17 protein-coding genes are annotated in these 20303 nt (G+C 39.0%); 8 read left to right on the plus strand and 9 right to left on the minus strand.

The annotated features are described in order from the left end of the window. The first annotated feature begins 9 nt into the window (after window positions 1–9). Complete coding sequence (gene tusA, locus KP712_RS08615; RefSeq protein ID WP_048953104.1) at window positions 10–249, plus strand: sulfurtransferase TusA; 240 nt, start codon at window positions 10–12, stop codon at window positions 247–249. Between the two features lie 45 nt (window positions 250–294). On the opposite strand, the gene htpX is transcribed toward tusA, so the two are convergent. The 3 genes from htpX to KP712_RS08630 form a co-directional block, all read right to left on the minus strand. Then, a complete protein-coding gene (htpX, locus tag KP712_RS08620; RefSeq protein ID WP_164994248.1) occupies window positions 295–1149 on the minus strand; it encodes a protease HtpX in 855 nt (284 codons plus the stop codon). A 147-nt stretch (window positions 1150–1296) separates the two neighbouring features. Beyond that, on the minus strand, window positions 1297–1686 hold the full coding sequence (locus tag KP712_RS08625) for a RidA family protein (RefSeq protein ID WP_048953102.1): 390 nt from the start codon (window positions 1684–1686) through the stop codon (window positions 1297–1299). Between the two features lie 50 nt (window positions 1687–1736). Continuing rightward, the gene (locus KP712_RS08630) at window positions 1737–2480 is read right to left on the minus strand and encodes a VacJ family lipoprotein (protein ID WP_048953101.1); all 744 of its coding nucleotides are present in this window, start codon (window positions 2478–2480) and stop codon (window positions 1737–1739) included. A gap of 172 nt (window positions 2481–2652) precedes the next feature. Here KP712_RS08630 and KP712_RS08635 point away from each other — a divergent pair, with 172 nt between their 5' ends. Further along, a complete protein-coding gene (locus KP712_RS08635) occupies window positions 2653–4575 on the plus strand; it encodes an ABC transporter ATP-binding protein (protein ID WP_048953123.1) in 1923 nt (640 codons plus the stop codon). Between the two features lie 43 nt (window positions 4576–4618). On the opposite strand, the gene KP712_RS08640 is transcribed toward KP712_RS08635, so the two are convergent. The 6 genes from KP712_RS08640 to glpT form a co-directional block, all read right to left on the minus strand. Next, window positions 4619–5293 (minus strand): phosphoglycolate phosphatase, encoded by a 675-nt coding sequence (locus KP712_RS08640; protein WP_048953100.1) that lies wholly within the window; start codon window positions 5291–5293, stop codon window positions 4619–4621. A gap of 21 nt (window positions 5294–5314) precedes the next feature. Beyond that, a complete protein-coding gene (gene rpe / locus KP712_RS08645) occupies window positions 5315–5992 on the minus strand; it encodes a ribulose-phosphate 3-epimerase (RefSeq protein WP_048953099.1) in 678 nt (225 codons plus the stop codon). 124 nt (window positions 5993–6116) lie between these two features. Continuing rightward, a complete protein-coding gene (glpK, locus tag KP712_RS08650) occupies window positions 6117–7628 on the minus strand; it encodes a glycerol kinase GlpK (protein ID WP_005635293.1) in 1512 nt (503 codons plus the stop codon). Between the two features lie 20 nt (window positions 7629–7648). Further along, window positions 7649–8443: an MIP/aquaporin family protein gene (locus tag KP712_RS08655; protein ID WP_048953098.1), complete on the minus strand. Its 795-nt coding sequence runs from the start codon at window positions 8441–8443 to the stop codon at window positions 7649–7651. A gap of 227 nt (window positions 8444–8670) precedes the next feature. Beyond that, on the minus strand, window positions 8671–9765 hold the full coding sequence (glpQ, locus tag KP712_RS08660) for a glycerophosphodiester phosphodiesterase (protein ID WP_048953097.1): 1095 nt from the start codon (window positions 9763–9765) through the stop codon (window positions 8671–8673). Window positions 9766–9868: 103 nt separating this feature from the next. Continuing rightward, the gene (glpT, locus tag KP712_RS08665) at window positions 9869–11311 is read right to left on the minus strand and encodes a glycerol-3-phosphate transporter (RefSeq protein ID WP_048953096.1); all 1443 of its coding nucleotides are present in this window, start codon (window positions 11309–11311) and stop codon (window positions 9869–9871) included. 293 nt (window positions 11312–11604) lie between these two features. Between glpT and glpA the strand changes: the two genes are divergently transcribed. The 6 genes from glpA to KP712_RS08695 all read left to right on the plus strand — a co-directional run bounded on the left by glpA (window position 11605) and on the right by KP712_RS08695 (window position 20276). Next, the gene (glpA, locus tag KP712_RS08670; protein ID WP_048953095.1) at window positions 11605–13296 is read left to right on the plus strand and encodes an anaerobic glycerol-3-phosphate dehydrogenase subunit A; all 1692 of its coding nucleotides are present in this window, start codon (window positions 11605–11607) and stop codon (window positions 13294–13296) included. After that, on the plus strand, window positions 13286–14584 hold the full coding sequence (glpB, locus tag KP712_RS08675) for a glycerol-3-phosphate dehydrogenase subunit GlpB (RefSeq protein WP_048953094.1): 1299 nt from the start codon (window positions 13286–13288) through the stop codon (window positions 14582–14584). The genes glpA and glpB overlap by 11 nt, the downstream gene beginning before the upstream one ends. Before the next feature lie 11 nt (window positions 14585–14595). Continuing rightward, entirely contained in the window at window positions 14596–15876 is a 1281-nt protein-coding gene (gene glpC, locus KP712_RS08680) for an anaerobic glycerol-3-phosphate dehydrogenase subunit GlpC (RefSeq protein WP_048953093.1), read from the plus strand. A gap of 159 nt (window positions 15877–16035) precedes the next feature. After that, window positions 16036–18564, plus strand: a complete 2529-nt coding sequence (locus KP712_RS08685; RefSeq protein WP_048953092.1) for a class I adenylate cyclase — start codon at window positions 16036–16038, stop codon at window positions 18562–18564. Between the two features lie 83 nt (window positions 18565–18647). Further along, window positions 18648–19451: a serine O-acetyltransferase gene (cysE, locus tag KP712_RS08690; RefSeq protein WP_048953091.1), complete on the plus strand. Its 804-nt coding sequence runs from the start codon at window positions 18648–18650 to the stop codon at window positions 19449–19451. A 9-nt stretch (window positions 19452–19460) separates the two neighbouring features. After that, entirely contained in the window at window positions 19461–20276 is an 816-nt protein-coding gene (locus KP712_RS08695) for a shikimate 5-dehydrogenase (RefSeq protein ID WP_048953090.1), read from the plus strand. The last annotated feature ends 27 nt before the right edge of the window (window positions 20277–20303 follow it).

Raw genomic sequence — 20303 nt, forward strand, 5'->3', positions numbered from 1 at the left:
AAAAAGAAAATGTCTGAAATTATTATTACTCAAACTCTTGATACTATGGGGCTTCGTTGCCCAGAACCGGTCATGCTTGTACGTAAAAATATTCGTCATTTAAATGAGGGAGAGGTATTACTTATTATTGCTGATGATCCGGCCACAACACGTGATATTCCTAGTTTTTGTCAATTTATGGATCATACGTTGTTGCAAAGTGAAGTAGGAGCACCGCCATTCAAATATTGGGTGAAGAAAGGAAAATAAAAAAATCGGTCATCATGAAAGGGTGACCGATTTTTTATCTATTTTTTAAAGATTACGTAATGCTTCAATGCGTTTTTCAAGCGGTGGATGACTCATAAAGAGTTCACTACGTTTACCGTTAATCATGAAAGCATTGAGTGAGCCTTCAAGGTTTTGTGGTTCATGTAATTGTTGTAAACGCTGTAATGCCATAATCATTTTTTCTTTGCCGACAAGGCTTGCAGAACCCGCATCGGCTCGAAATTCACGATAACGTGAGAACCACATTGCAATAATGCTGGCAAGTACGCCAAATACCATCTCTAACACCATTGACACTAAAAAATATAAGCTAGAACTACGCGTTTCCTCACCGTTATTATTACGTGAGCTTGCGACTGCTGTTGCAATAATACGTGATAAGAAAATTACAAAAGTATTTAACACACCTTGTAATAAAGCCATAGTTACCATATCACCATTTGCTATATGAGAAATCTCATGAGCAAGTACGGCTTCCGCTTCGGCTTCTGTCATGTTATTCAATAAGCCAGTACTCACTGCGACTAATGAATTACTTTTTGTTGCACCTGTTGCAAAAGCGTTGACATCTGGTGAATGGTAAATTGCTACTTCTGGCATTGGAATCCCCGCAAGTTGTGCTTGTCGAGCAACGGTGTCCATTAACCAATGTTCTGTTTGGTTACGAGGTTGAGTAATAACTTCGCCATCAACTGAACGCAATGCCATTGTTTTTGACAGAAATAAAGAAATCAAAGATCCGGCAAAACCAAATAGTAAGGCCATAATTAAAATACCACTGGTACTGTTTCCAGCTATACCTGTGACACTTAAAATAATTCCCAACACCAACATAACGGCCATATTGGTAGCAAGGAAAAGAAGAATACGCATCATAATATGTTCTCTCTAAGTTAGGATTAATCTTCCTCTTTTAGTGGGGAAGGGTTATTAAAATTCAAGGTAGAATAGAAATATTTATATAAAAATGCGGTCAGAAACACGCAAGTTTATGACCGCATTTTTGATAATTGGTTGCAGAAGTTATTATTTTCGTATTGCAATGGCTTCAATTTCTAACCCTACATCTTTTGGTAATCGCGCTACTTCTACGCAAGAGCGTGCGGGAAAGTGAGGATGATGATTTTCTTTGAAAAAACGTTCATATTCAGCATTTACTGCTGCGAAGTCATTGAGATCTTTTACAAAAACTGTTGTTTTGACAATATCTGCTACAGTTAAACCTGCTTGTTCAATGATTGCTTTTATATTTTCTAAGGATTGGCGTGCTTGCGCTACGATATCTGTTGGTATATCTCCTGTTGTTGGATTGACAGGAATTTGACCCGATGTAAGTACTAAATTGCCTAAATCAATGGCTTGAACATAAGGGCCAATTGCTGCAGGGGCATGCTCGGTATGAATAATTGTTGTCATGGTTTTCTCCTTGATTGATGAAAGTGCGGAGAAAATTACCGCACTTTTGTTTATTGATCAATTTCTTTTAGCACATCATCAGGAAGTGTCTCTTGATGATCTTCAGATTTTCCATTACTGACCTTGAATTGAAGATTTTGGTAATAAGCCTCGCGAAATGTTACGTATGGATCTTGGGCTTGACGTAATAGCTCTGCGTTATCGAGATTTTTAGCACGGGTATCTACAGCTTGAACACCATATTTAACGAGGGACCATGGCCCGCCTATCCATTCCCAGAAAGGATACATATAAGCGGCATCTACTACGGCACCAGTTAATTGGCGCGGTGTAGTGGCATTATAGATAGGTAAAACAATATATGTGCCAGCATCAACGCCATAGCTTCCAAGTGTTTCACCAAATCCGCGTTGGTGATCAATGCGTAATTCTTTACTTGCACTCGCAAAATCAACAAAACCACCTAAACCAAATATAGTGTTGATCCAAAAACGGTTAAAATGTACAAAGGCTTTTTTCGGTTCACCTTCAATTAATCGGTTTACAAAGCTTACAGGCTCATCAAGATTGTTCGCCATACTTGTAAGGCCTGAAGAAACGCGCTTAGGGACGTAATTATTCCAGCCCTTAGCTACAGGTTCAAGAACATAACGATCCATCACATTATAGTTAAACTTCCACATTGTTCTATTGAACCCTTCAAGGGAGTCATTACGTTCTCCATCAGGTTTATTTGCACATCCTGTTAGTAAGAATGTACCTAAAAGTGCGGCTAAAATTGCTTGTTTTTTCATTCATAATCTCCAGTATAAAATTTGGCTTATTCTACCTAATTTGCCTAGTAACAACAAAATAAATCTGCCGTAAGTAGTTATTTCTTACTGATTGAAATTGATTTTGTAATAAGTTTTGCATATTGAACATAATGTTGCAAAATAAGCAAAAATTAAGATGTGTTTTAGAAAAATGATTGTATTTAATAATATTTCCTTAAAGCGTGGACAAACGGAATTACTCGACAATGCGGTAGCTACGATTACCCCTAAACAAAAAGTTGGTTTAGTGGGTAAAAATGGTTGTGGTAAATCCTCTCTTTTGGCGTTGTTAAAAAAAGAACTTCAGCCAGAAGGCGGAGATGTGACTTATCCATCAAATTGGGCGGTATCTTGGGTGAATCAAGAAACGCCTGCACTGGATGTTTCTGCAATTGATTATGTAATTCAAGGTGATCGAGAATATTGCCGCTTACAGCAAGAATTAGCTTGGGCGAATGAACAAAACGATGGTAATGCGATTGCACGTATTCACGATAGACTTGATGCTATTAATGCGTGGACAATTCGCTCTCGTGCGGAAACACTTTTACATGGTTTGGGCTTTACTCAGGTAGAAACCAGTCATGCTGTGAAATCCTTCTCCGGTGGTTGGCGAATGAGATTGAATTTAGCACAGGCGTTGCTTTGCCCGTCAGATTTATTGTTACTTGATGAGCCGACGAACCACTTAGATTTGGAGGCAGTGATTTGGTTGGAACGTTGGTTAGTGAATTATCAAGGTACATTGGTGCTGATTTCTCACGACCGTGATTTTCTTGATCCGATCGTGAATAAAATTTTGCATATTGAACATCAAAAACTGAATGAATACACCGGTGATTATTCGTCTTTTGAGGTGCAGCGCGCGACTAAACTTGCACAACAGGTTGCGATGTATCGACAGCAACAACAAAAAATTGCTCATTTACAAAACTATATTGATCGCTTTAAGGCAAAAGCGACTAAGGCAAAACAGGCGCAAAGTCGAGTGAAAGCGTTAGAACGAATGGAACTTATTGCACCAGCTTATGCAGATAATCCCTTCACCTTTGCATTTCGTTCCCCTGCTACTTTGCCAAGCCCTTTAGTGATGATTGAACAAGCTAGTGCGGGTTATGGAGAAGGGGAAAGTGTGGTTGAAATTTTGAGTAAAATTAAACTTAATCTTGTGCCAGGTTCACGCATTGGTTTATTGGGGAAAAATGGTGCAGGTAAATCAACTTTGATTAAACTTTTAGCTGGAGAGCTGACCGCACTTTCAGGCAATGTTCAACTTGCTAAAGGTGTACAGCTTGGTTATTTTGCTCAACATCAGTTGGATACGCTTCGTGCGGAAGAATCTGCGCTTTGGCATATGCAAAAAATCGCACCAGAACAAACTGAACAACAGGTACGTGATTATCTTGGTAGTTTTGCTTTTCACGGAGATAAAGTGAATCAAGCGGTGAAGTCCTTTTCCGGTGGTGAAAAAGCGAGATTAGTTTTAGCATTAATTGTATGGCAACGCCCAAATTTGCTGTTATTGGATGAGCCAACTAACCACTTGGATTTAGATATGCGCCAAGCTTTAACAGAAGCCTTGGTTGATTACGAAGGTTCGCTAGTTGTTGTCTCTCACGATCGTCATTTACTACGTAATACGGTAGAAGAATTTTATTTAGTACATGATAAACAAGTGGAAGAATTTAAGGGGGACTTAGACGATTATCAGAAATGGTTAACCGAACAAAATAGTCAATTGATATCCAAATCTAATGATGAAATTGAAGCTACAGAAAATGCTACTTCTAACCAAAATCGTAAAGAACAAAAACGCCGTGAGGCGGAATTACGTCAACAAACCGCACCATTTCGTAAAAAAATTGTTCAGTTGGAAGACAAAATGGATAAGTACTCTCAACAACTTGTAGAGATCGAAAATCAGCTGTCGGATTCAGAGCTTTATAATGCAGAAAATAAAGAAAAATTAACCGCACTTTTGAATGAACAAGTGACAGTGAAAAAGTCGTTAGAAATAGTGGAAGCAGATTGGATGATTGCGCAGGAAACGTTGGAAGGAATGTTGAATCTTTAGATTGAGTTAGGGCGGAAAACTGCCGCCCTATTTTAAAGATATCTTACAAAATTGTTAGTAACTGAGAAAAATCATCGAATACCCAATCTGGGTTGGAATCGCTAATAGGCATATTATAGTTATACCCATAGGTTAATCCGACAGCGGGGCAACCTGCTGCGTGTGCAGCAAGAATATCATTTTTAGAATCACCAACAAAAAGTATTTGGCGTGGTTCAACACCGAATTTCCCACATAAATAATAAAGTGGCCCTGGATGGGGTTTGATTGCAGGTAGTGATTGTCCACCAAGCATTTCGCTAAATAAATGATCAATACTAAATGCGGACAACACAGGTTGAACATGACGTGTTGGCTTATTTGTTACGACTGCAAGCGTATAGCCTTTTTCTTTTAAATTTTCTAAAGTTTCCTTCACATTGGGATATAAACGGCTGATATTGCATAAATTTTCACCGTAGTAAAAATTAAACCGCGCTTTTACTTTTTCAATCTCAGACACTGTTAATTCTCGACCGCTTTGAGCACAAGCCCAATCTAATGCTCGGGCAATTAAGACAGGTGCACCGTTGCCAATCCAAGTGAGTACTAATTCTTCGGATGCTTGAGGTAAGCTAAATTCAGTTAATGCAGAGTTTACTGATAAGGCTAAATCTGGCAGGCTATTTACTAAGGTTCCGTCTAAATCAAATCCAATAAGTTTAAATTGTGTATTCATTTGTTATCTCTTCTAAAAATATTATTGGGCTTTCATATTTGATAATTGTGTACGCATTTGATCTATTACTTGTCTATAATCGGATTTTCCAAAAATGGCTGAGCCCGCCACAAACATATCAGCACCTGCAGCAGCAATTTCTGCAATATTATCGACTTTAACACCACCATCAACTTCGAGACGAATATCATAGCCACTGTTATCAATAATTTTACGTGCTTGTTGAAGTTTTTGTAAGGTTGCAGGAATAAAGGATTGACCACCAAAACCTGGGTTTACTGACATTAATAATACAATGTCAATTTTGTCTAACACATAATCTAAATAACTTAGTGGTGTTGCGGGGTTAAAAACTAAACCAGATTTACAACCGTGATCACGAATGAGTTGTAAAGTGCGGTCAATATGTTCGCTAGATTCTGGATGAAATGTAATATAGTTTGCCCCAGCTTTGGCAAAGTCAGGAATAATTCTATCCACAGGTTTTACCATTAAATGTACATCAATTGGCGCGGTAATCCCATAATCCCGTAAGGACTGGCATACTGCGGGGCCAAAAGTGAGATTAGGCACATAATGGTTATCCATCACATCGAAATGAATGACATCTGCGCCAGCATTAAGCACACGTTGTACATCATCTCCAAGTCGAGCAAGATCGGCAGACAGAATAGAGGGGGCAATGAGATAAGGTTTCATGATGATTCTCCATTGAGAAAATAATATCTTTAGTTTACTGATTTGAGATAAAAAAACCAATAAAAAACGACCGCACTTACGATCGTTTTGAAGTAATGAACATTTGAAAATAGGCAATAAAAAATTATTCTTCATCCTCTTTTGCCCATTCTAATGAGCGTTTAACGGCTTTTTTCCAGCCTTTGTAGCGACGTTCGCGTTTTTCATTGTCGCTGTCTGGGCTGAAAGTGCGTTCTACACGGGCTTTATCACGAAGCTCGTCTAAATCTTTCCAGAAGCCTGTTGCTAAACCTGCAAGGTAAGCGGCGCCTAGCGCAGTCACTTCTTTTACAACTGGGCGCTCAACATTTACATCTAAAATATCAGCTTGGAATTGCATTAAGAAGTTATTGTTGGTCGCGCCACCATCTACACGGAGGTATTGTAAGCGTTCACCTGAATCTGATTGCATAGCCTCTAAGACATCGCGGGTTTGGTAAGCAATAGATTCTAATGTTGCACGAACAATATGATTACGGTTTGCACCGCGAGAAAGGCCAAAAATTGCACCGCGCGCATATGGATCCCAATATGGTGCACCTAACCCAGTGAAAGCTGGAACAACATATACGCCATTACTATCAGTTACTTTTTGTGCAAAGTATTCAGAGTCAAAACTATCGTGAACAATTTTGAGTTCATCACGGAGCCATTGGATTGATGCACCCGCGATAAATACTGAACCTTCTAAGGCATATTCTGGTTCGCCTTTTGCATTACAAGCAATGGTTGTGAGAAGTCCATTTTTGGATGTAATAGCTTTGTTACCTGTGTGGAGCAACATAAAGCAACCTGTGCCGTAAGTGTTTTTGGCTTGGCCTGCATGTACGCAAAGATGTCCGTAAAGTGCAGCTTGTTGGTCACCTGCAATCCCTGCAACAGGAATACGAACACCGCCTTTACCACCGATATTGGTTTGGCCGTAAATTTCAGAAGAGTTGCGTACTTCAGGTAACATTGAACGTGGAATATTCAAGATTTCAAGCATCTTGTCGTCCCATTGTTTGGTATGAATGTTGAATAACATGGTACGAGATGCATTGGTGTAATCGGTTACGTGCACTCGGCCTTGAGTCAGTTTCCATACAAGCCAAGTATCAACGGTACCAAATAATAATTCGCCTCGTTCTGCTTTTTCTCGAGCACCTTCAACATTATCCAAAATCCATTTCACTTTTGTACCAGAGAAGTAAGGGTCAACCACTAAGCCTGTGGTATTGCGAATGTATTCTTCATGACCATCGGCTTTTAATTTATCGGTAATGTCTGCAGTACGGCGACATTGCCATACGATAGCGTTATAAACAGGCGTACCAGTTGCTTTTTCCCATACAATGGTGGTTTCACGTTGGTTGGTGATACCGATAGCAGCAATTTCATCAGATGTAATGCCCGCTTTGGCAACGACTTCGTTTAAGGTTGAGCTTTGAGTTGCCCAAATTTCCATAGGGTTATGTTCTACCCAGCCTGCTCGAGGGTAGATTTGGGTAAATTCACGTTGTGCAATTTCAACCACATTCGCATTATGATCTAATAATACTGCGCGAGAGCTTGTTGTGCCTTGGTCTAATGCAATGATGTATTTTTTGTCTGTCATAGTATTACTCCTTCAAATAATTATTCGCAGCCGCAATTACAAGGTAAATTGCCGCCAATTGCTTTTTTGTATAACCATGCACCAGCTAATGCGCCTAAAACGGGTGCAACCATTGGAACGATAAAATAAGGGATTTCGCGTCCGCCAGTTAAAGCGAGTTCGCCCCAGCCAGCGAGATAAGCAAAGAATTTTGGTCCGAAGTCACGTGCTGGATTCATGGCAAAACCTGTTAATGGGCCCATAGCACCGCCGAGAACCGCGATTAATACACCAATTAATAATGGGGCAAGTGGACCACGAGGTACACCGTTTCCATCGTCAGTTAATGCCATAATTAATGCCATAAGAATTGCAGTAATCACAAATTCCACAGCAAAGGCGCCACCAACGCTTAAACTTGGATGAGGATAAGTGGAGAATGTACCCGCAAGGCTTAAACTTTCTTGTGTACCGCGAACAATATTGTGGGCTGTTTCATAATCGATAAAAACATTGCGGTATAAGGCATAAACTAATGCTGCAGCAAAGAATGCGCCGAGCATTTGTGAAATGATGTAAGGAATTACTTTTTTGCCATCAAAGCAAGCAAATTTCCAAAGGGCAATGGTTACTGCTGGGTTTAAATGTGCGCCAGATAAACCAGCTGTTGCATATACTGCAAGTGCAACGCCCATCCCCCACATAATGCTGATTTCCCACAAGCCAAAACTAGCGCCTGCTACTTTTAGTGCTGCAACGCAGCCCACACCAAAGAAAATCAATAAGGCTGTACCTAAAAACTCGCCAATACAGTTCGCTTTTAATGATTTATCCATAGATCACTCCTTAGAAGTGCGGTTGAAATGAAGAGTGTTTTCCCTAAATAAAGGGGAAGAATTTATTAAAAAGAATACGGAGTGTTTTGAAATAGCCTCCTTATTTGAATTCTAGGTTAGAACACCTAGATTGATTATGATGTTACTCTGTTAGAGTAAATTTTTAGCTTCTACAATATAGAAACCTAGTTAACCGTGGGTATGTTTACCCACGGTTGTGAGGGATATTATTTTTTCCCTTTTAAGAATTCCACGCCAGTATCTGGGAAATCAGTAAATACGCCTGTTGCACCTGATTTATTCAATAATGCATCGTACATTTGATTTACATCTGTGAAGAATTCTGGCAATGCGTCTTTACGCACTGTATATGGATGAAGTTCAACTTTGTATTGAGCAAGCTCTTTTACTAATGGTGTGTATACAATGTTGCCTGGTTTAGATTTTTCTTTATCTACTAACATATACCAACCCGGACCAACACCATCAGCATATTTTACCACTTCTGCCATTGCACCTGGTTTAAACATCCAATCGTAATCGTAGTTTACCCATTTACCTTTCGCATCTTTTTCTTGCGTTTCTTTCCAATCTGTATAAGCCACTAATTGAACTAATTTCAAATCCATGCCCATTTTTGGAAGTAATTCAGTTTTGATACGTTTTAACTCATTAAAGTCGAAAGTTTGTAAGTAAACCATATCGGTTTTCTTATCATAGCCATATTTTTTCAATACTTTGAGCGTTTCTACGGCAATATCTTTGCCATTTTGATGGTGGAACCAAGGTGCCTTGATTTCTGGATAAATCCCTACTTTTTTGCCTGTAGATTTTTCCAAGCCTTGGATAAATTCAATTTCATCTTCAAAGGTGTGAATTCTGAAGTGTGATTTCCAAAGTGGGAAACGACCAGGATAAACTTGTGCTTGTTTGCCATCTTTGGTTTCAAAGTTTTCTGTCATTTCTAAACTTTGAATTTCTTTCAAGGTAAAGTCGATGACATAGTAACGACCGTCTTTACGGTGACGATGTGGGAATTTTTTCGCTACATCAGTCAAGCCATCTAAAAAGTGATCGTGAATAACCACTAAACGACCATCTTTAGTCATGGCTAAATCTTGCTCTAAATAATCAGCATGTTGTGCAAACGCAAGTGCTTTAGATTCTAAAGTATGCTCTGGTAAATAACCGCTAGCACCACGGTGAGCAATAATGATTTTGTCTGATTTCATTTGGGTGTTTGCCATGCTTGATGAATGGCTGCTGCAACCTGCAAGTACGCCAGCTGCTAATAAAGAAAGCGCTAAAGTTTTAAGTTTCATAAGTATTTTCTCCTTAAGAGTGCGGTAAATTTTTATGGTTTTTTTAGATTTTAGTTACAAAAAAGGCGACTAAGCAATTTGCCCGTCGCCTTTTTTAAGCTAATTATTTAGTACCGTAAGTATCGCCTAATTTCGCTTTGTGTTTTCCTTCTTCAACCATTACGATTAAGAGTAATAACACAGCTAATACGCCACCGCCGATCATTACGTAGAAACCACCGTCCCATCCGTAATGTTGAGCAGCCCAACCGATAACTGCAGATGCAGAAACTGTACCACCTAAGTAACCGAATAAACCGGTGAAACCTGCTGCAGTACCTGCTGCTTTTTTCGGTGCTAACTCAAGAGCATGTAAACCGATTAACATTACAGGACCATAGATTAAGAAACCGATTAAAGTCATTAAAATGAAGTCAGTTAATTGGTATGGGTTTTGATACCATGCGCTGTAGTTTGCTAATTCAGCTTCTGGTGTAGCAGGGTTCATCCAGTACGCAATAACCGCTGCAGTTGTTAAGATCATGAAGATGAAACCAGTTAAACCACGTTTACCTTTGAATACTTTATCTGATACCCAACCACATAATAATGTACCTGGAACCGCTGCTAATTCATAGATTGTATACGCCCATGCGGTACCTTTGATGTTGAAGTGTTTTACTTCGCTCAAATAAACCGGAGACCATTTTAATACACCGTAGCGGATTAAATATACGAACACGTTAGCAAGTGCGATGTACCATAACAATTTGTTTTTCAATACATAAGTAACGAAGATTTCTTTTGTGCTTAAATCGTTTTCGTAAGTTTTTTCGTTATAGTCATCAGGGTAGTCATTACGCCATTTTTCGATAGATGGTAAACCACAAGATTGTGGAGTATCACGCATCACGAAGTAAACTGGAATTGCACAGATCATTGCTGCAATACCCGGATAGTATAGGGATTGTTGCCAAATGTCTTTTGCTTGTGCTTCGATACCATGAGTGCTGAAGAAGACGGCACTTGCTAATAGCACCATTGCACCAGGCATCATACCACCGATATTGTGCGCAGTATTCCAAATTGACACGATAGTACCGCGTTCAGATTTAGACCACCAGTGCACCATAGTACGACCACATGGAGGCCATCCCATACCTTGGAACCAACCATTTAAGAAGATCATCGCCCACATGATAGCGATGCCAGAGGTTGCCCATGGGAATAGACCCATTAAGGTCATACATAAACCAGATAGTAATAAACCAAATGGTAGGAATACACGAGGGTTAGAACGGTCAGACATACCAGCCATGACGAATTTTGATAAACCGTAAGCAAGACCAGCTGCAGAACCGATTACACCAAGCTCAGCTTTTGTATAAAGACCTGCTTGAATTAAACCAGGTTGTGCTAAGTCAAAGTTTGCACGCACGAAATAGTATGCGGCATAACCAAAGAAGATCCCTGCGAATACTTGCCAACGTAAGCGTCTATACGTGGAATCAATTTTTTCCGCTGGAAGTTCCGCAATATGCGGAGCGGGTTTAAATGGACCAAACATAATTTTTCTCCAACTTTGTAATTATGTGTTATTGAAATTTACCCTTCAGATAGTAAGGGATGTGCTGCATCATAAAAGAAAATAAAAAATAAGAAAGTAGTAAAATGCAAAAATGTGAAGTGTTTCACAAAAATTTTACTTTGTCTGAGCGAATGCGAAAATTATTGTGATCAACTTCACAAATTCATTTTCTTTTCCGCTCAAAATGTTGTTAATTTAAGCATACTTAAATACAATACTCTCTGTATTTTTTATATTACTTTTTTGTTAAATTTTGGGAATTGGGGGTAAACATGGGATTATCGCCTAGCATGTACAAAGATGTTGGAGATTTTTCGCCACTCAGTACCGATGTCATTATTATTGGTGGTGGCGCAACGGGTGCTGGTATTGCGCGTGACTGTGCACTTCGTGGTATTGATTGTATTTTATTGGAACGCCGAGACATCGCAACGGGTGCGACAGGACGTAACCACGGATTATTACACAGTGGTGCACGTTATGCCGTAAACGACCAAGAATCTGCTGAAGAATGTATTAAAGAAAACCGCATTTTGCGCAAAATTGCGCGCCATTGCGTAGATGAAACGGAAGGCTTATTTATCACTTTGCCTGAAGATTCTCTCGACTATCAAAAAACCTTCCTTGAGAGTTGTGCAAAATCTGGAATTGATGCGCAAGCCATTGATCCTGACTTAGCTAAAATTATGGAGCCTTCTGTAAATCCAGATTTAGTGGGCGCTGTTGTTGTGCCAGATGGTTCTATTGACCCATTCCGTTTAACTGCCTCTAATATGATGGATGCGACAGAAAACGGCGCAAAAATGTTCACTTATTGCGAAGTAAAAAATTTGATTCGTGAAGGTGGAAAAGTGATTGGTGTGAATGTGTACGATCATAAAAATCGTAGAGAACGCCAATTTTTTGCACCGTTGGTTGTGAATGCTGGTGGTATTTGGGGACAAGGGATTGCGGAATATGTCGATCTCAAAATCAAAATGTTCCCTGCGAAAGGTGCATTGCTCGTAATGGGCCATCGTATTAATAAACTTGTCATTAACCGCTGCCGTAAACCAGCTGATGCGGATATTCTTGTTCCAGGCGATACAATTTGTGTTATTGGTACAACGTCAAGTCGTGTGCCTTATGATCAAATCGATAACATGCAAGTGACGCCAGAGGAGGTGGATATTCTTTTCCGTGAAGGTGAAAAACTTGCACCGAGTTTACGTCATACTCGCGTATTACGTGCTTATGCAGGGGTGCGTCCATTAGTTGCGAGTGATGATGATCCATCAGGTCGTAATGTGAGTCGTGGTATTGTGTTACTTGACCACGCAGAACGCGATGGCTTAGATGGCTTTATTACTATTACAGGCGGTAAGTTAATGACTTATCGTTTAATGGCTGAATGGGCGACCGACCTTGTTTGTAAAAAACTCAATAAAACGGCTCGTTGTGTCACTGCGGAGCAACCTTTGCCAGGCTCTACTGAAAGCCGTCAAGAGACCAATCAAAAAGTCATTTCATTACCAAGTACTATTCGTTATTCCGCCGTGTATCGTCATGGTTCACGTGCTACTCGTTTGCTTGAAAAAGAACGTTTAGATCGTTCAATGGTTTGCGAATGTGAAGCGGTGACGGCGGGCGAAGTGCGCTATGCGATTGATGAACTGGGCGTAAATAACATTGTGGATTTACGTCGCCGTACTCGTGTTGGTATGGGTACTTGCCAAGCTGAGCTTTGTGCATGTCGTGCTGCTGGCTTAATGAACCGTTTTGAAGTGGCAACACCAACTCAATCAACGACTCAACTTTCTGCCTTTATGGAAGAACGCTGGCGCGGTATTGAGCCGATTGCTTGGGGTGAAGCTATTCGCGAAGCCGAATTTACATCTTGGATGTATGGTAGCGTATTAGGTTTAAATGATGTGAAACCGCTTGATGAACAAGCACAACAAGGGACGGATAGCAATGAATTTTGATGTAGCCATTATTGGCGGTGGTTTAGCGGGTTTAACCTGTGGTATCGCTCTTCAACAACGCGGCAAACGTTGCGTGATAATCAACAACGGTCAAGCAGCCATTGATTTTGCATCCGGCTCTTTAGATTTATTAAGCCGTATACCATCAACTCCAAATGGAGAAGGTCGCGCGGTAGAAAATTTAAAAGAAAATATTACCGCACTTCGCAATGAATTACCTGCTCACCCTTATAGTTTATTAGGTGCAGAGAAAGTACTTGCTAAAGCGCAAGATTTTGAACGTTTAGCTAATGAATTAAATCTTGATTTAATTGGTTCTACGGAAAAGAACCATTGGCGTGTAACTGGCTTAGGCAGTTTGCGTGGTGCGTGGCTTTCACCAAATAGTGTGCCAATTGTACAAGGCAATGAACGTTTTCCGCATAAACGTATTGCTGTGCTTGGTATTGAAGGTTATCACGATTTTCAACCGCAACTTTTGGCGGCAAATTTGGTGTTAAACCCACAATTTGAGCATTGTGAGGTGACTAGTGGTTTCTTAAATATTCCACAATTAGACGAGCTTCGTAAAAATGCTCGTGAGTTCCGCAGTGTAAACATCTCTCAACTTCTAGAGCACAAACTTGCGTTTAATGATCTTGTTAAAGAAATTATTGAATCAGCACAAGGTGCAGAAGCAGTATTTTTACCGGCTTGTTTTGGTTTAGAAAACCAAGAATTTATGACCGCACTTCGTGATGCAACTAAACTCGCATTATTTGAATTACCAACGTTGCCACCATCATTACTTGGTATGCGTCAACGTATTCAATTACGCCGTAAATTTGAATCCCTTGGTGGTTTAATGATTAACGGTGATAGTGCATTGAGCGCAACATTTGAAGGAAACCAAGTACGTTGTATCAACACTCGCTTGCTCGAAGATGAAGAAATTACTGCAGATAACTTCGTACTAGCTTCAGGCAGTTTCTTCAGTAAAGGACTCATTTCTGAATTCGATAAAATTTATGAGCCGGTTTTTGAATCCGATATTATCGGTGTTGAAGGGTTTAACGATAAAGATCGTTTTACTTGGACTGCTCATCGTTTTGCTCATCCACAACCTTATCAATCTGCTGGTGTGGCAATTAATGCGCAATGCCAAGTGCAAAAGAGCGGTCAATATTTAACGAATTTATATGCCGTCGGTAATGTAATTGGTGGTTTTAATGCGCTTGAACTAGGTTGTGGTTCGGGTGTCGCAGTTGTAACTGCCTTGGCGGTTGCTGATGAAATCTTGGCGAAATAAGGGGGAATAATATGGATAATAATATTCAACGACTCATTGATAGTGCAAAACAATCCCTAAATTCACCTGAAAGCCATAAATATATCGACGAAAGTTTTGAAAGCTGTATTAAATGTACGGCTTGTACCGCTGTTTGTCCGGTTTCACGCAACAATCCGCTTTATCCTGGTCCAAAACAATCTGGCCCAGATGGTGAGCGTTTACGCTTAAAATCTGCTGAACTTTACGATGAAGCACTTAAATATTGTACCAACTGTAAACGTTGTGAAGTGGCTTGTCCGTCTGATGTGAAAATCGGTGATTTAATTGTGCGTGCACGTAATAACCACTTAGCACAATCTAAAAAACCGTTAATGAATAAATTGCGTGATGCGATTTTAAGTAACACGGATGTCATGGGGAAAATCAATACGCCATTAGCGCCGATTGTAAACACTATCACAAGCCTAAAAGCTACCAAATTTATGTTGGAAAAAACGCTTAAAATTAGTAAAGAACGTACTTTACCTAAATATGCGTTTGGCACGTTCCGCAGCTGGTATATGAAAAATGCGTTACAAGGCCAACAAAAATTTGAGCGTAAAGTCGCGTATTATCATGGTTGTTATGTGAACTACAATAATCCGCAGCTTGGTAAAGAATTCCTTAAAGTATTCAATGCGATGAACATTGGAGTGATGTTACTAGAAAAAGAAAAATGCTGTGGTTTACCATTAATGGTGAATGGTTTCCCAGAACGTGCACGTAATATCGCACGGTTCAATACCGATTACATTGGAAAAATGGTAGATGAAAATGGACTAGATGTGATAAGTGAGGCATCAAGTTGTTCACTTAATCTGCGTGATGAATACCATCATATTTTAGGTATCGATAATGCTAAAGTGCGTCCGCATATTCATATGGTGACGCCATTCTTATACCAACTGTTCAAAGAAGGTAAAACATTACCGTTGAAACCACTTAAACTTCGAGTGGCTTATCACACCGCTTGTCACGTAGATAAGGCGGGTTGGGCACCTTATACTTTGGAAGTGTTGAAAAAAATTCCTGGTTTAGAAATCATTATGTTACCTAGCCAATGCTGTGGTATTGCTGGGACTTACGGTTTTAAATCAGAAAACTATGAGGTTTCACAATCTATTGGTAAAAACCTATTCGATAATATTAACGAAGGTGGGTTTGATTACGTCATATCTGAATGCCAAACCTGTAAATGGCAAATTGATATGTCATCCAATGTGACCTGTATTCACCCATTAACCTTACTCTGTATGTCGATGGATGCTTAGTTAAGAAAATGTTACACCTTAATCATCTATATTCTAGATTAAGGTGTAATAAATCGAATGATAGAATAGTACCGCGCTATTTCGTTTAATTCTTTTGCTTTCCTACACCTCAAGTGGTAAATTACTTAGTAATTTTTGCTGTTCTGGTAAGGACGCCGCTTGGAATATAATCTTGAACGAGCCAAACAATGGGTAAAGGCTTTAGATAAACGTCGTTTTGAACGAGCGTTACTGGGTTCTGGCGATGCGTTTCAACATGTGTTATCAATAGTTCCTTTACTTTTACAGAGTAATCACCCACAGCTTCCTGGCTATGTCATTCATGCTCCATCAGGGGTTTCCGGTTTCCATATTTCTGATTATCAAAAGCGATGGCTTGTTAATGAATACGGTATTAATTATGCCGATTGTAAATATATAAATCATCAAAGTGCGGTAAATTTTCAATCTGTTTTGCCTCCTATTTTAGGTGTGTATGTGATGGGGAGTTTTGGTTCTATTAGCCAAACTTCATCTTCTGATTTAGATACTTGGATTTGTGTCCGTGATGGCCTTAGTTCAGATGAATGTGCACTTATTACCAAAAAAGCTAAACGTATTTCTGAATGGGCGACTCAGTTTAATGTAGAAATTAATTTCTATTTAGTAGATCAGCAACGCTTTCGCCATGAACATTATGCTGATTCACTCACCGCCGAAAATAGTGGATCCGCACAGTATATGTTGCTGTTGGATGAATTTTATCGGTCAGCAGTTCGTTTAGCGGGTAAACCTTTGTTATGGCTACATTTATGGGTTGAAAACGAAAAGGATTATGAAAAGGAAGTTGAACGACTGATTGAATCTGGGGAACTCGATCCAAATGATTGGGTTGATTTTGGCGGTTTAGGTCAATTCTCGGCGAGTGAATATTTTGGGGCTAGCTTATGGCAGCTTTATAAAGGAATTGATTCTCCTTATAAATCAGTACTCAAAATTTTACTGCTAGAAGCTTATTCTAAAGAATATCCTAATACCTGTTTAATTGCACGCACCTTTAAACGCGATTTACTTTCAGGTTGTGCTAATCCAGATCACCATTTTGATCCTTATATTGCTATCCTTTCAAAAGTTACTCAATATTTAACCGCACTTTCTGAATTTAAGCGCCTTGATTTTGTACGTCGTTGTTTTTATGTGAAAGCAACGAAGGATCTTGCACTTTACCAAGCAGATAATTGGCGTATCCGTTATATGGAAATTTTGGCTCGGGAATGGGGATGGTCTGATGAAACTGTACAATTCCTTAATTGTCGCCCACTTTGGAAAATCAAAGCAGTCAAAGAAAATCATGATAATGTGGTGAAGTTTTTGATGTTGAGTTACCGTAACTTAGTTGAGTTTGCTCGAAAACATCGAATTCACTCAAGTGTTGTACCACAAGATATTAATATTCTTTCACGTAAACTTTATACGGCCTTTGAAGCAATTCCGGGTAAGGTCACTTTACTCAACACGCAAATTTCCCATAATTTGTCGGAAGATCATATTACCTTCTTAGAAGTACGAGGAAATAAGCATTTTAAAGATGGCTGGTATCTTATTAATCAGTCGCCAAATCATATTATGTTTTCTAAAGAGCGAGTGATTGAATATGGTGAGAGCTTAAATAAACTCGTCGCATGGGCATATTTTAATCGTCTTTTAACTGAGAAGACGCACTTATCTATTTTCAGTAAAAAAGTGAGTTCAGCAACATTATATCGTTTTGTAAGTAATCTTCGAGTGGCATTTCCAAGTACTGTCGCACCTCAACCAAGTAATAGTGATTTATTAAATCAGTGTGAAATTCGTAGTTTGTTTATTGCTATTAATCTGACGTTAGATCCAACAGCGAATGTAGAAGAAGTATTAACAGATATTTCATCAAGAGATTTATTTAGTTTTGGTGCAATGGAGCAAAGCCTTGTAGGAAGTATTGATTTTACTTATCGTAATATTTGGAATGAAATTCGTACCCTTCATTTTGAAGGTCAAAATGCGATTTTGCTTGCTCTAAAAGTGCTTTCTAACAAAATTTATCGTGGAGTGAATCGACCTGATTCGATTCAAGTATATTGTTATAGCAAACGTTATAGACAAGATTTATGCCAGCTTGTTAGCGGGTTAGTTAATCGTTGTGTGAGTATTCAGGTTGGAGAGACGTCATTAAGTCATTCCTCTCGTTTACGTGTTGCCGGTAAAAATTGGCAATTCTTCTTTGAAGAGCGTGGTATCACTTTACAAGAAATCCAGAATGATTCTGCGCTTGATGATATAAAAAGTGCGGTAGATTTTGATGAAGTTTTACAAAATCCTATTAAGGATAGTGAAATGACCCAAGAAAGCCGTTGTTATCCAGCAGAAATGGATGCGTTTGCTCGAGAAGGTTTCTTACAGTTTTTCTTTGAAGATAATCCAGATCACAGTTTTAATGTTTATATTTTAGATGAAGCTAATCGTCTTGAAATTTATCGCCGATGTGATGGTGAAAAGGATGATAAAGTGCGTGAGATTAATCAACTTTACCAAAATGCTAAGCATGAGGGAGATAATAATCCTTATAATATCATTTTGCGTAATTTTAATTATCCGCAATTTTATCAATTACAAAATAGTGAAAAAGGAAGGGTGATAGTGCCTTTTCAATTTCGTTTAGCTAATGTTTAGTTGATATTGCGTTATAATTTTGTTGGATAAATTAAGATATGGCCAGGCTTGCCAATAAAATGGGCGGAGAAAGGGGATATAATATGACATTAGAGGTATGGCAGTACATCCGTCAAGAGGCCAAAATGCTCGCAGAGCATGAGCCTATGTTAGCAAGTTTCTTTCACTCTACTATTTTGAAACATCAAAATCTTGGTAGTGCATTGAGTTATTTACTTGCTAATAAATTAGCGAATCCTATTATGCCAGCGATCTCTTTACGAGAAATCATTGAAGAAGCCTATCAAGCTAATCCTTCAATTATTGATTGTGCAGCAAGTGATATTAAAGCTGTGCGTCAGCGCGATCCAGCGGTGGAATTGTGGACTACGCCATTACTTTATTTAAAAGGTTTCCATGCTATTCAGAGTTATCGGATTACACATTATTTGTGGAATCAGAATCGAAAAGCGCTTGCGCTTTATTTGCAAAATCAGATTTCAGTAGCCTTTGATGTAGATATTCATCCTGCAGCTAAAATTGGTCATGGCATCATGTTTGATCATGCCACAGGAATTGTCGTAGGGGAGACCTCTATAATTGAGAATGATGTGTCTATTTTGCAAGGTGTAACACTTGGCGGAACAGGTAAAGAATCTGGTGATCGTCATCCAAAAGTACGCGAGGGCGTGATGATTGGTGCTGGTGCTAAAATTTTAGGTAATATCGAAGTTGGAAAATATGCCAAAATTGGGGCTAATTCAGTCGTGCTTCATCCTGTACCAGAATACGCGACAGCTGCTGGGGTACCGGCGAGAATTGTTGGGCAAGATAAAGCTGCAAAACCTGCATTTGATATGAACCAATATTTTATTGGACTTGATGATGGTATGAATTTAAATATTTAGAAAAGTAAAATGATAAATAAAGATACTCAACTCTGTATGTCGTTGTCAGGACGACCAGGTAATTTTGGAACCACATTTCATAATTATTTATATGAAAAGTTAGGGTTAAATTTCATTTATAAAGCCTTTACGACACAAGATATTGAACATGCAGTGAAAGGTATACGAGCATTAGGTGTTCGTGGTTGTGCTGTTTCTATGCCGTTTAAAGAAAGTTGTATGCCTTTTTTAGATGAAATCCATTCTTCAGCAAAAGCGATAGAATCAGTAAATACTATTGTGAATGATGATGGTTTCTTACGTGCTTATAACACAGATTATATTGCTATTGTAAAATTAATTGAGAAATATCAACTGAATAATTATGCTTCCGTGATTGTACAAGGCAGTGGCGGGATGGCGAAGGCCGTTGTTGCTGCATTTAAAAATAGGGGCTTTGAGAAGCTTAAAATTTATGCTCGCAATGCAAAAACAGGGCGATATTTAGCCGCACTTTATGGTTATGAATATATTGATTCGTTGGTAAATCAGTGTGCAGAAATTTTGGTAAATGTCACCCCGATAGGCATGAAAGGTGGAAAAGAAGAAACTGAGTTGGCTTTTCCACAATCTATGATTAATGCTGCAAATATCGCTTTTGATGTTGTTGCTATTCCGGCTGAAACCCCCTTTATCCGTTATGCAGAATCTAAAGGGAAAAAGGTTATTTCAGGTGCTGAGGTTATTGTTTTACAAGCGGTTGAACAATTTGAACTTTACACGCATCAGCGTCCAAGTAATGAATTAATAGAAGAAGCGGCAGCATTTGCAAGAACAAGAAGTTAAATAAAATCTCCATTAAATAACATTTAA

Origin of the sequence: Haemophilus sp. SZY H68 (genome assembly GCF_018829685.1) — a bacterium.
Lineage (GTDB): Bacteria > Pseudomonadota > Gammaproteobacteria > Enterobacterales > Pasteurellaceae > Haemophilus > Haemophilus haemolyticus_K.

Coding starts and splice junctions, on each gene's coding strand:
- KP712_RS08655 (WP_048953098.1), bottom strand. CDS start 8,443: ATGGATAAATCATTAAAAGCGAACTGTATTGGCGAGTTTTTAGGTACA.
- glpC (WP_048953093.1), top strand. CDS start 14,596: ATGGATAATAATATTCAACGACTCATTGATAGTGCAAAACAATCCCTA.
- KP712_RS08635 (WP_048953123.1), top strand. CDS start 2,653: ATGATTGTATTTAATAATATTTCCTTAAAGCGTGGACAAACGGAATTA.
- rpe (WP_048953099.1), bottom strand. CDS start 5,992: ATGAAACCTTATCTCATTGCCCCCTCTATTCTGTCTGCCGATCTTGCT.
- glpK (WP_005635293.1), bottom strand. CDS start 7,628: ATGACAGACAAAAAATACATCATTGCATTAGACCAAGGCACAACAAGC.
- glpB (WP_048953094.1), top strand. CDS start 13,286: ATGAATTTTGATGTAGCCATTATTGGCGGTGGTTTAGCGGGTTTAACC.
- KP712_RS08695 (WP_048953090.1), top strand. CDS start 19,461: ATGATAAATAAAGATACTCAACTCTGTATGTCGTTGTCAGGACGACCA.
- tusA (WP_048953104.1), top strand. CDS start 10: ATGTCTGAAATTATTATTACTCAAACTCTTGATACTATGGGGCTTCGT.
- KP712_RS08630 (WP_048953101.1), bottom strand. CDS start 2,480: ATGAAAAAACAAGCAATTTTAGCCGCACTTTTAGGTACATTCTTACTA.
- glpA (WP_048953095.1), top strand. CDS start 11,605: ATGGGATTATCGCCTAGCATGTACAAAGATGTTGGAGATTTTTCGCCA.
- glpQ (WP_048953097.1), bottom strand. CDS start 9,765: ATGAAACTTAAAACTTTAGCGCTTTCTTTATTAGCAGCTGGCGTACTT.
- cysE (WP_048953091.1), top strand. CDS start 18,648: ATGACATTAGAGGTATGGCAGTACATCCGTCAAGAGGCCAAAATGCTC.
- glpT (WP_048953096.1), bottom strand. CDS start 11,311: ATGTTTGGTCCATTTAAACCCGCTCCGCATATTGCGGAACTTCCAGCG.
- KP712_RS08625 (WP_048953102.1), bottom strand. CDS start 1,686: ATGACAACAATTATTCATACCGAGCATGCCCCTGCAGCAATTGGCCCT.
- KP712_RS08640 (WP_048953100.1), bottom strand. CDS start 5,293: ATGAATACACAATTTAAACTTATTGGATTTGATTTAGACGGAACCTTA.